At 57.2% G+C, this 12,366-nt stretch carries 7 protein-coding genes; 6 read left to right on the top strand and 1 reads right to left on the bottom strand.

The features are described 5' to 3' along the window. The first annotated feature begins 66 nt into the window (after positions 1 to 66). The 6 genes from H5P28_RS00035 (at position 67) to H5P28_RS00010 (ending at position 11,060) form a co-directional block, all read left to right on the top strand. On the top strand, positions 67 to 333 hold the full coding sequence (locus H5P28_RS00035) for a transposase (RefSeq protein WP_185673679.1): 267 nt from the start codon (positions 67 to 69) through the stop codon (positions 331 to 333). After that, positions 327 to 1,241, top strand: coding sequence for an IS3 family transposase (locus tag H5P28_RS00030; RefSeq protein WP_185673678.1), 915 nt, complete (start codon positions 327 to 329; stop codon positions 1,239 to 1,241). The genes H5P28_RS00035 and H5P28_RS00030 overlap by 7 nt, the downstream gene beginning before the upstream one ends. 38 nt (positions 1,242 to 1,279) lie before the next feature. Further along, complete coding sequence (locus H5P28_RS19620; protein WP_221773314.1) at positions 1,280 to 2,968, top strand: sodium:solute symporter family transporter; 1,689 nt, start codon at positions 1,280 to 1,282, stop codon at positions 2,966 to 2,968. 931 nt (positions 2,969 to 3,899) lie between these two features. Beyond that, a complete protein-coding gene (locus H5P28_RS00020; protein WP_185673677.1) occupies positions 3,900 to 4,934 on the top strand; it encodes a LacI family DNA-binding transcriptional regulator in 1,035 nt (344 codons plus the stop codon). A gap of 543 nt (positions 4,935 to 5,477) precedes the next feature. Then, positions 5,478 to 8,198 carry a family 78 glycoside hydrolase catalytic domain gene (locus tag H5P28_RS00015; protein WP_185673676.1) on the top strand — a complete coding sequence of 907 codons (2,721 nt, stop codon included), beginning with the start codon at positions 5,478 to 5,480 and terminating at the stop codon, positions 8,196 to 8,198. A gap of 156 nt (positions 8,199 to 8,354) precedes the next feature. Beyond that, a complete protein-coding gene (locus H5P28_RS00010) occupies positions 8,355 to 11,060 on the top strand; it encodes an FG-GAP repeat domain-containing protein (protein WP_185673675.1) in 2,706 nt (901 codons plus the stop codon). A 169-nt stretch (positions 11,061 to 11,229) separates the two neighbouring features. Here H5P28_RS00010 and H5P28_RS00005 read toward each other — a convergent pair whose 3' ends face one another. Then, entirely contained in the window at positions 11,230 to 12,309 is a 1,080-nt protein-coding gene (locus H5P28_RS00005; RefSeq protein ID WP_185673674.1) for an IS630 family transposase, read from the bottom strand. Positions 12,310 to 12,366 lie beyond the last annotated feature (57 nt).

The raw sequence follows: 12,366 nt of genomic DNA, 5'->3' as shown, positions 1-12,366 counted from the left end.
TGGCGTGACCTCCTAGAATCGTACCATTGCGTTTGAGACCCTGGCGGGTAGAACCCGACCAGAAGTATGAAACGAAAGAGATACACCGAAGAGCAAATCGTGGCGCTCCTGCGCGAGGCAGACGAAGGCCGCAGCGTGGACGATGTTTGCCGCGAGCACAATGTGAGCAAAGCGAGCTTCCATCGTTGGAAGAGCAAGTACGGACAGATGGAGCTGCGCGATGTGAAGCGTCTGAAGGAGCTTGAGCGCGAGAACGCCGAGCTGAAGAAACTGGTGGCCGACCAGCTTTTGAACATCAAAGTACTGGAGCAGGTAAACGCAAAAAAATGGTAAGCCCGGGGCACAAGCGCGAAGCGGTGCGCGAGGTGGCCGAGTCGGGAACGTGCTCGTTACGGGCCGCCTGTCGGTATCTTCGTCTGCACTGGTCGAGCTTCTGCTACCGGGCTAAAACCGCCACCGACAAGATGGTTCGCCTCGTGCGTGCGATCATCGCGGTGAGCCGGACCAACCCGCGCTACGGTTATCGTCGCGTACGAGCGCTGCTGGCCAACGAAGGCTGGCAGGTCAGCCGCAAGCTGGTACAAAAGGTACGCCGGGCTGAAGGGCTGGGCGTGAAGCCGCCGCGCCCCCGGCAACGGCGTCAGGGCAAGTCCACCGGCAAGATCCCGACCGCGGCGACGCATCCGCGGCACGTGTGGAGTTGGGACTTCGTGGCGGATCGCACCGACAATGGAGCGCCTCTGCGGGTGCTCAGTCTGATCGACGAGTTTACCCGCCAGTGCATCAGCCTGACGGTGGCTCGCGGGCTGAAGTCAGCCGACATCGTCGCGGCCTTGGACAAAGCCATCGCCAAGCACGGTGCTCCCGAGCACATCCGTTCCGACAACGGGCCGGAGTTTATCGCTACGGCGACCAAGGACTACCTGGAATCCAAACGCATCAAAACCCTCTACATCGAGCCGGGCTCGCCCTGGCAAAACCCTCACGTGGAGAGCTTCCACAACCGCCTGCAGGACGAGTGCCTCAAGCAGGAGTGGTTCCTCTCCCTGACCGAAGCGCGCGTCGTCATCGAAAACTGGCGACGCAAATACAACAGCCAGCATCCGCACAGCCGTTTGGGCTTTATATCCCCCGACGCCTTTGCCAAACTCTGGCATCAAACCAAGGCAGTGCTTGGCTCCGTTCGCCCTACGGGCTCACTGCACCAAGCACTCCCGCAAACCATAACCCAACCAACATAATCCTACCCAGCCAGCGTCTCATCGCTCTGGTACGAAAAGTGGGGGCCGACCACATCTTCCTGCACTTTGGCTGGAGCGACACGATCGGGCCGGTCATGATGGACCGCGCCCCCGGAGAAAGCTTCATCAACCCCTTCGACATCGAGAAGCTGCGTGACTTCAATATCTTCGCGCTTTTCGTGACGATCATGGGGAGCATCCTCAACCGCGCCAGCTGGATCGGCAACGACACCAGCGGCAGTGGTCGCACACCACACGAGCAGAAGATGGCGGGCATCCTCGGAACCTGGCGCGTGCTCTACGCCCAACTCATGATGCTGCTGGTGGCGGTCATGCTGATCGCGCTGATGACGCACAGCAAGTACGCGGAGCAGACCTACGAGATTCGCCAGGAGCTGACCTCCAAGGTCGCTCAGGAAGCCGTCTCGGACCCGATCATGCGTGAGCAGCTCAACGCCAGCCTGGCGCAAATCCCCGCAGACGGGCACGCCATCGGCGAGGATGCGCCGCTCTCGCGCGATAACAATGTCGATACCCCGTACATGGAAACAGCGCACAACGTCCTGGCCGGCACGCCGGAGGGCAACCTGGAGTACCAGAAGTTCCGCACGCTTTACCACCAGATGATGCTGCCCGTCGCCCTGAAGAACATCCTTCCGATGGGCCTGATGGGGCTGTTTTGCCTGCTGATGATCATGCTGCTGATCTCGACCGACGATTCACGCGTGTTCAACGCCTCCTCGACCATCGTGCAGGACATCATCATGCCGTTCCGCAAGAAGCCCTTCACGCCCAAGCAGCACCTCCTGGTGTTGCGACTATCGTCCTTGGGGGTGTGTATCTTTTTCTTCTTCGTCTCGATTTTCTTCGTCCAGCTCGACTATATCCAGATGTTCATCGTCATCATGACCGGACTGTGGCTGGGCGGGGCCGGGCCGGTCATGATTTTCGGCTTGTACAGCCGCTTCGGTAATTCCGTGGGCGCGTTCGGGGCGATCATCTTCGGCTCAGGCTTTTCGCTCGCCGGGCTCATCCTCCAGCGCAGTTGGGCGGGGACCGTCTATCCCTGGCTCGAGTCCAAGGGCTGGGCGGTGCCCATCGGTCATTTCCTGGAAAATGTTTCGCATCCGTTCAGCCCGTACATCGTCTGGACGATGAACCCGGTGAAGTTCCCGATCAACTCCTACGAGCTTTACTTCATGGCCATGGTCAGCGGGATCGCCGCCTACGTCATCGGCTCGGCCCTGACGCAACGCAAGCCCTTCAACCTCGACCGTCTGCTACACCGCGGGGTGTACGACATCGCTGGCGAATACAAGCCGCCCTTCAAGTGGAGCATCCGCAACGCCTGCCAGAAGCTGATCGGCATCACCCCGGAGTACACCCTAGGGGACAAGGTCATCGCTTGGTCGGTCTTCGGTTACGCGATTATTTACAAGTTCGGCCTTTGCTTTGTCGGTGTGCTGATCTGGAACCTCATTTCACCCTGGCCTACGCAGACATGGAGTACTTACTTCCTCGTCACGAGCCTGTGGGTGACGGCTGTCCTCGGTGTCATCTCCACCGTCTGGTTCCTGATTGGTGGGATTGTTGACATCCGCAAGCTCTTCCGCGACCTCGCCGCCCGTATTGACGACCCGCTCGACAACGGCATGGTTGAGGGCCACGTCTCCCTGACCGACAAGGCTGCCTTCGAGGCCCGTGGGGTGGAAGACGAGGACGAGTAGCGTAAATGCTCGTTTTTCATTAAACACCGCCATGCCATCTCTACATCATACTCGTTTCTTCCGCCCTGAGGTCTTGGCGTCGATTCGGCCTGAGTTGCTGCGGCGTTTTCTGACTGACCGTGTCCACGCGAACTGGGTGTCCCGTTAACCATTTAGGAATAGTTTTTCATTGAGAGAGACTTAAAGGAAGCATTTTTGTAGTGCAGCCTTAGTTTCAGCTTCTCTTGTGCATGCTGGCGGGATGGATGAACCGCCAACAGCAGCAGGTAATCGAGTATCTCCAGGAAAAAGTACGTGTTTTGAAGGAGTTGCACGGCAACAAGCGGCTGAAGCCCGAGTACATCCCGGTGATTCCGAGGCAGGGGCAGCGGGTACAAGGTGACCGTGTCCGCTTAAACTGGGCCGCTTGCAAAGTTAGTCTGAGTGCTTAGACAGGACTCAGACGATGAAATGCAAGCGGCCCAACTTACGTGGACACGGTCACTCACTCACCGCGCACTTGAACTACTCGGGAGTGAGCAAAATTCTGATCGGGGAGTCCGATATCGTATGGCTCCACAGTTCCTAGACGAGCTGAATTGCTAGCTCACACGATACAGATAAAGCCATACGGGCCTGACTTAAATGCCGGCACGATAAGTCCGGCGACACTGGGTGAGTTCGAACAACAGGGCCAATCTCTTGCCCTTTGGCTTTAGCGGTAAAACGGTGGTCTTATTTCGGTGTTTTTGACCTGATTTGGGTGTATCAAGATGACCGCTGGCCTTGATTTTTGGGCGGATTGCCCCCTTTGGGCATGCTTGGCTGGCATGATGAAAACCGTTGACGACGGAATATTCGCCAATAGCGTATGCTTATCATAGTTAATTGCTTCCCGTCTGGAATAGTGCGACAGAATCACTCCATGCACTCCTAAGTTGCTTATCACAGAATGAAAAAAGCTGTCACTATTCGTTCAGTTGCCGAGCACGTCGGGTTATCGATTGCCTCGGTTTCCGCAATCCTATCCAACCGCCATGTGGAACGCCGCATGGCACCGCAAACCGTGGAGCGCGTGTTAAAGGTAGCCAAGGAACTGGGCTACGTGCCGAATCTTGCCGGTCGGCGTCTGCGTTCACTACAGGGGGATGTTCGCCAAATCGATCTTGCAATCATCACCAGTTACGAAGCTCCACTGGCACTGGTCAGCCAGATAGTCAAGGTCTTGCAAGGAGAGGTGGATAAACTCGCCGGACCGCTATTGCAGTTTAATTTGTCCATTGAGATGTTCCATGCTGGCAGCCTGAGCCAGACTCAGGCACTACTGGACGCCAGCCGCTACAACGGGGCACTGATTGCCAACACCCTGCCGGCAGACGACGAGTTCCTCGCCAAAACCCGCCTGTCGTATCCTGTGGTGCTGATCGGGAGGCGTGTCAGCGGGTGCAGTTGCATCTTTGAGACACTGGGGCATGTCGGGCGCAATGCCGCTTCGATCCTTATGGAGGCCGGGGCAAAGCATCCAGCAATCCTGTACAGCGGCATGCAGACCCAGTCGATTGCCGATCGCATCCAGGCATTTTCGCAAGAGTGCCTCTCAAGTCTGGACAAGGAGCCAACACAGATCGTGAGCGAGAGCTTTGACTCTGCTGCAACGTTTGAAGCCATGCGCTCCTTCCTGCGCAGCGGAGCACAACTGGATGGCCTGTTTGCGACGACAGACAGCCTTGCCGCCGGAGCATACCGTGCCCTGCGCGAGGCCGGTTTACAGATTGGTAGTGATGTGGCGGTTGTCAGCGTGGGCGACAGCGAATTTGTAGACTTCTTCGACCCGCCGCTGACGACGCTCGTTGGCCAGAACTACAAGCTGCTGGAGCGCGCCGCCACCGTCCTGCTTCAGCACGTAACCGGCACCCGCAGTGAGGTATTGCAGGTAGGGATTACGCCGCTGCCGGTGATTAATGAATCCTCCCGCCTACTGGCTTGACGATTCGTCGCAATGTGATCCGGTATAGCTGGCACGCAAGACAATATTGGCACCACCGTCATGGGCAAGGGTAAGGAACGCCGCTGTGCGTAAAAGAGGCAGAGGCTTGGAAGCGCAGGCATATTTGACCGCCAGAGCAATAAAATCGGAAACCACTCCCCACTCGCATCAAGTTGATGTACTCCGCTGCCCATATTGTGTGGCCTAGGTCGTGTTTGCAAAAAATTGGCACAGCCACTCGCATGATATTTACTATCAGTGATTTGCAAACACGACGCAGACAATAAATAACGCAGCGTTTGATTTTTGTTGTAAGAAAGAGCTTCCGCCAGCTATGCTATAACGTAATAGCAAGATGACAATCCTTACACATTTCGACGATTGCGCCGACGACCACTCCTCGGGTTCACCCCACTGGCCACTCTGTCTGGAGTTCGTGCGCGCTGGCGCAAAAGTGTTGATGCCCGAAAAAGCTGCCATAGCACAAGCGAGGAAAGCCAGTTACACTTTCCGCTGCTTCCAACCCTGCCTCTGCCCTCTGAGATGAAAGCCTGCACCATTGACTTACAGTGTGAAAATCGAACCAACCCGCTCGGGCTGGATGAGTTGCGTCCGCGCTTTTCATGGAAGATGCAGGACGCACGCGAAGGCGCGTGCCAGAGGGCTTACCGCATTGTGGTTGGCACGGATGCAGATGGGTTGCTTTGTAGCAGGGGCGTCGTGTGGGATTCAGGAGTCGTCAAAAGTGCGGACTCGGTGCTGGTGGCATATCAGGGCGAAGCACTCAAGCCACGGACGCGCTATTACTGGTGCGTGTGTGTCTGGGATAAGGACGCACAGCCAGTCGACTGGAGCACCCCCGCATACTGGGAAACGGGCTTCCTCGGACAGAGCGACTGGCCGGCACAATGGATTGCGCTCCCCATTGGTAAGCAGGGAGGCGCCGAACGCCCATGCCGCTACCTGCGCAAAACCTTTATACTCGATTCGAAGCCCCTCAGTGCACGACTGTACATAACTGCGTGCGGAGTATTCGAACCCAGTCTTAATGGACAACGTATTGGCACGGACTGGTTTACCCCAGGATGGACGGATTACTCCAAGAGAATTGAGTACCTAACTTACGACGTTACCGCGCAATTGCAAAAGGGCAGCAACTGTCTGGGAGTGATCCTTGCGGACGGCTGGTACTGCGGCTACCTCGGCCTGCGCCATACGCGCAACCACTATGGCCAAGAACCGGTATTGCTCGCTGCCCTTATCGTCCGCACTACGGACGGCAAGGAGTTGACGTACGGCTCCGACGAAAGCTGGGAAGGTGGAACCGGCGGCCTCCTCAGTGCCGATCTTTACAACGGCGAAGTGTTCGACGCCCGCTGCGATGCAGAGGGCTGGTGTGCGCCACAGCCCTGCCCCTTGAATAATCTGCAAACAGTACAGATACCGGCAGAGGATCTGGCTGCTGCACCGGCTTTGGCTGGAAAAATCATGCCGCCCACTAGGGTAACCGAAGTCTTATCCGTCCAAAGTATCCGTCCAATCGCAGACGGGAGCTATATTATCGACTTTGGCCAGAATCTGGTGGGGGTGGCAAAAATCCGCCTGCGTGAGGACAATGGCACGCGCGTCGTGTTGCGGCACGGCGAAATGCTGGAGCAGGATGGCACGCTTTACACGGAAAATCTGCGCAGTGCAAAATGCGAGGATGTGTATGTTTGCAACGGCCACGGCATGGAAACTTACACGCCGCGCTTCACCTTCCACGGTTTCCGCTATCTGGAAATCCGTGGCCTCAGCCACCCCCCGCAGGCAGATGACATCACCGCACTTGTGCTCCACACGGATATGCGGGAGACGGGTTCATTTCATTGCTCAAACGTTCTAGTCAACGGCCTGCAAAATGCCATCCGCTGGGGGCAGAGAGGTAACTTCTTGGAAATCCCCACCGACTGCCCACAAAGGGATGAACGCCTCGGCTGGACGGGGGATGCCCAGATATTCTGCCGCACTTCCACCTTTAACTACGAGGTTTCTACCTTCTTTCGCAAGTGGCTGGGCGATGTCCGCGATGCCCAGTACGAGGATGGCTCCTATCCGGATGTAGCGCCCGATCTGCTGCGCGTTTCAAATGCCCAGTTGCAGCGCAATGCGACGCACCCGCATAGCGGCAACGCTGCCTGGGCAGAGGTCGGCATCCTATGCCCGTGGACAATCTACGAACGCTACGGCGACACCCGTATTCTGGAAGAAAACTACCCGTCCATGCTCAGATGGATGGACTACCAGCAGGGCGTTGCCCCAACGGGCATTTGCCCCAACACAGCCTACGGCGACTGGCTGGCGACTGACGCCGTGCGCCCCGCCTGGGGTCCCACGCCCTGCGACCTGATTGGCACAGCCTACTATGCGCGCTCCGCGCGGATAATGGCGCAGATAGCCGCCACACTGGGCAAGGAGGCGGATCGCAAGCACTTTAGCAAGTTGCACGCTTTTGTACGCGATGCATTTGTACGCGAGTACGTCACCGAAGGTGGCCGCCTGGCCGGAGACACGCAAACCGGCTACGCGCTGGCCATCGTGTTTGAGTTACTGCCACCGGAGCGGATCGAGGCTGCGGCACGCGCGTTTGAGCAGACCCTGGCAAGGCGCAACGATCACCTGTCCACCGGATTCGTCGGCACACCGGTAATTTGCCCCGCACTGAGCCGGATCGGGCGGGATGATCTGGCCTACAAACTATTGCTGAACGAGACATACCCCTCATGGCTGATGCCGATTCGTAACGGAGCGACCACCATGTGGGAGCGCTGGGACAGTTGGACGCCGCAAACAGGTTTCGGAGACATTAACATGAACTCCTTTAACCACTACGCTTACGGCGCAATCGGCGAATGGATGTACGCGGTAATTGGAGGCATCGACAGTGATCCCTCTGCCCCTGGGTTCAGGCACTTCTTCCTTGCCCCAAGGCCGGGCGGCGGCATCACCTGCGCCCGCGCAGAGCTTGAATCCCCTTACGGAAAAATCGTTAGCGACTGGGAATTGGAAGCAGGCAACTTTATCTGGCAGGTTGTCATTCCGCCCAACAGCGAGGCCACACTTCGGCTGCCCTCAAACCAATGGCAGACCGGTCGGCTAAACAGTCACGATCTGTCGGCGCAACGCATGGCCGAGGGCGTACGTCTGCAGGCCGGACGCTACCGGATCGAATTAACCAACCCTGCCAAGTTACCCATTGCCCGTGATTGCGTCGATGCACTGTGAATCTCCAACATGAACCCGCGACAACGGTACTTTGATTAGAGTGTCCTAACCGACGAAAATGGTTTTGCTTAAGAGCAAGGCATCTGTCGGACCACGTCGGGCTACAAGCCTTGCCCATACCCCCTTCACTTCATCCAAAATTGCTGCCTACCCAAAATGTTTCGCATTCACCTTATTCTCGCCTCCGTTATTGCAACAGCGGCCTGTGCAGCTGCCCTTACAGCCCAGCCCGTTACAAACGGACAGAGCGATTCGTTCCTGTTCTCGTTTGATGGTTTTCAGGGCAAACTGCCCGCAGGTGCCGAGTTGAAAACGGCTGACGACGAAACTTTTTTACAGATGACCCAACCGGTCATTTTTGATGCGTCTTCACTGGAGCCCCCAGTGAACGGAGATTTCGCAATCATGGCAGTGGTACGCGTGAACGGCGACGTGGATATTAACCAGCGTATCATTACCGCGCTGTCACTTCAGAGCGCCTCCGGAGACAAGGCAATGCTGCGCGTGGCAAACGGGAAGGTGGAGTTCCTTGTCAATGTCGAAGGCAAGTGGCACCAGCTAGCCTCGGCCAGACCGTTCCAGAAGGGGCGCTGGACGCTGATCGGCGGCGTCTACCAGAACGATAGCCTCCACGTGATTGTGGACGGTTATGTCGATGCCGCCCGTCCGCTGGTACGTAACGTAAAGCCGCGCGGTCCGTACACAAAGTGGCAACTGGCCACAGAGGGGCAACGCTATGGCTGGGTGGGAGATATCCTCAGGGTCGGCATCTTTCAAGGACCCGTGCACATGGATTCCTTTCCCGGAGAAATGGGCTTCAAAGCTCCGGAATCGACATTGACGGCGCGCCTGCGCAGCACGCCGCCCATGCCCTTCCCCTGGGCTCCCGCACTGAAGGTTGCCGATACGGTGATTCACCCGATTATCGACAGCGGCGGGGCTCACCTTGCGATGGTGCCGTGGTCTGGGCCAGAGGGTAAGGAAATTCTCTCCTTTGGCCCGCATCCGCTGTTCGGGCATCGCGTCGGCCTGTTGCGCCCCACGGGCAAAAAAGATCCGCTGTTTGCAGAGCAAGGATTTGATTTCCCACTCTACGATGCGGGGCAAAGCACAATTTTTGGCGATGCCAAGCTGCACACGGTGATTCGGCCCGACGGCATGTTCGACCTCATTTCCCTTGGCGGCAACACCCCCTTTGGCCCAGCCTACATCAACTACTACCGCAACACGGGAAAGATCGGCGAGCCTGAGTTTAAAACCGCTTACCGGCGCGGCGTGGGCGAAGGTTCCGTAACCGGCGCACTCGGAGAGACAGCAACCTCGATTAGCATTGGCGACATAGATGGCGACGGCGTGCCGGACATGCTGCTGGTTATCCGCGAGCAGATTCAGGATGCGTTTCCGGACGGCCTGAGTGTTTTCCGCGATGCGATCCACCCCAATGCCGGACGTGGCAAAGGCTACGACGTGGCTGGTAACTGGCTAGGAGACCGCCTGCTAACGCGGGTATTCTGGTCAAAGGGACGCTGGGAGGAAGGCAACTGGCTCGCTTTCGACACGGTTAACCCCATTTACTTTGGCGAGGAAGATTTTCAGGTGCAGTGGCACACCGATGGGCAGAACGTCAATGCGGGGGCGGTTACTCTGCAAGGCCAGCCACATCTGCTACTGTTCGGTGATGTGAATCAGGTGCGTGCGCTGCCTACCATTGTGGACGCAAACGGCGACCTGCGAGCCACTGAGTCTTTGGCACTGCTGGCAGACGGCGCGGCGGTTAACGGCGTGTACTTCTCCGGCAGCTTTGGCGTGCTCGATCTGGATGACGACGGCAAGCCCGAGATTATCATTGGTGGCAACCCCGGCAGACCGGTGGTACTTAAAGGAGATGCGCCCGGCAATTTTCGGGAAGTCGGCACACTTAACCGCGAGGGCGGCCTGATCGAGATGGACACGCTCGCGGTTCCTACCCGCGTGGACTGGACTGGTGACGGTTATCCCGATATTATCTCAGGTGATGCTTCCGGCTTGCTCTGGTTCTGGCCGGGAACTAGCGACCCCCTGGTGTACGGTACGCCGGTCCTGTTCAGCCGCGATGGTGAAACACTGCGCCATATTGCCGGCCCAATCGGTTCCATTCAGGGGCCTTCCGAGTCTGCCTGGGGCTATCTGAACCCGACAGTGGGCGAATGGAAGCAAGGCGAAAAAGTGATTATCACCAACGACATCAAGGGCGAGTTGTGGCTGTATCGCCCTGTAGCACCGGGCTCCACCGAGTTGCTCCCGCCGGAGTCCTTTACCTATCAGGGCAAGCCGCTGCGCTCGGCGTGGCGCTCGCGTCCGGCCATTTTGCCCCCGCAACAGGCGGATGGTACTGCTGCTTTAATCTTTATGGACTGGGACGGCGATCTGGCAATTGCCAAGCCTGTGGCTCCCGGCTCGCTGGAGATTACCAGCGTGGAAAAGCTCCGCAACAGCGATGGCGACACCATGCGCTACTGCGCGACTGGCGGCGGCAACTGGGGGCGCTCCAAGTTTACCGTCACCGACTGGGATGAAGACGGCAACTGGGATCTGGTGTTCGGCACGATTCGCATGGTACAGAACCGTGTGCTAAGCGGTGAAGACCTGCCGCGCGACTCGACCCCCATTTTGCTGCGCAACGTCGGTAGTAATGAGGAGCCCATCTTTGCCACACCGCACCCGATCCGCAAGCGGGACGGCAGCTTTATCCAGCTTGGGCATCACCTGTGCGCGGTCTGGCCAACCGATCTTACCGGCGATGGCAAAGAGAACGATCTGATTATGGGCGCAGAGGACGGTAAGATCTATTATCTGTTTCGACAGGAACTGGAAAAGCCATGAGGCAGAGCCTAGTGTCCCGTTAGCTTAGTTCCTGATAAAAATATTTTCACCGCAGAGGCGCAAAGACGCAGAGCGAACTCTGTATCCACGAAGTTTTCTGTGCTTCTTGTGCCTTTTTGTGGCCATTAACATTTGTTAAGAACTTAGCTAACACGACACTAGTGTTATGTTAGCTAAGTTTATTGCAAAATTGATTGATTTTCTGGAAAATCTCTTCCGGTGATGCGGTCCAGTTGAACGGTTTTGGATTTTGGTTATTTTCGTCGATGTATTCGAGTATGGCCTTTCGCAATTGAGGCAGGCTTGAGAAAGAACCTCTACGGATGATATCGAGGGTGATTTTGGCAAAGAAGCGTTCGACTTGATTAAGCCAGCTTGAGTGGGTTGGGATGAAGTGAAAGTGCCAGCGCGGATGAGCAACGAGCCAATCGCGCACCGCTTTGGTTTTGTGAGTAGCGTAGTTATCAACGATGATGTGCAGGTACAACTCTGCCTGGACGGTGGCGTCGATTTTGTTGAGGAAGGCCAGGAAGTCTTTTGAGGTGTGGCGCTTGCGGCACTGGGCCATGACCTGTCCGGTTTTGATATCGAGGGCGGCAAAGAGTGTGGTGGTGCCGTGGCGAAAGTAATCGTGAGTCTGTCGGGCAGGCACTCCGGGCATTAGGGGCAGGATCGGCTGGGAGCGTTCAAGTGCCTGGCACTGGCTTTTTTCGTCCACCGAGAGCACCAGGGCGTTGGCGGGCGGGCTGGTGTATAACCCGACCACGTCGCGTACCTTCTCGACAAAAAACGGATCGGTGGAGAGTTGAAAGGTCTCGCTGCGGTGCGGTTGCAGCCCAAAGGTACGCCAGATGACGCTGACGCGTTCGTTACTGATGCCTGCCCGCTGGGCCATAGAACGGGTGCTCCAATGCGTGGCGTTTTTGGGGGTAGTTTCCAGCGTCAACCGCAGGACCTCGGCCACTTTATCGTCACTGATGCGGCGTGGCGGACCGCCGCGCGGAGCATCTGTGAGCCCCTCGATGCCATGCTCAATAAAGCGTTTGCGCCACTTGCCTACGCTCACATGACTCAAGGCCACTTGCTTACTAACTGCCGTATCCGTAAGGCCCTCAGAGCTCAACAACACGGCCTTGGCGCGAGTCGCTATGCCCTGGGCACTCTTGCGCGCACGGCTCAAGCGCTCAAGCTCTGTGCGGTCCGAATCGTTCAAATCTATCGGCTCACTCGGGCGTCCTGGGCGTGGCATCAACACAACATGAACCATATGATAGTTTTAGCAAGAACTTAGCTAACACAACACTAG

Source organism: Ruficoccus amylovorans, from assembly GCF_014230085.1.
In the GTDB taxonomy this organism is placed as follows: Bacteria; Verrucomicrobiota; Verrucomicrobiia; order Opitutales; family Cerasicoccaceae; genus Ruficoccus; species Ruficoccus amylovorans.
The sequence above is the reverse complement of the archived record's forward strand: the minus strand, read 5'-3'. Positions and strand labels throughout refer to the sequence as shown.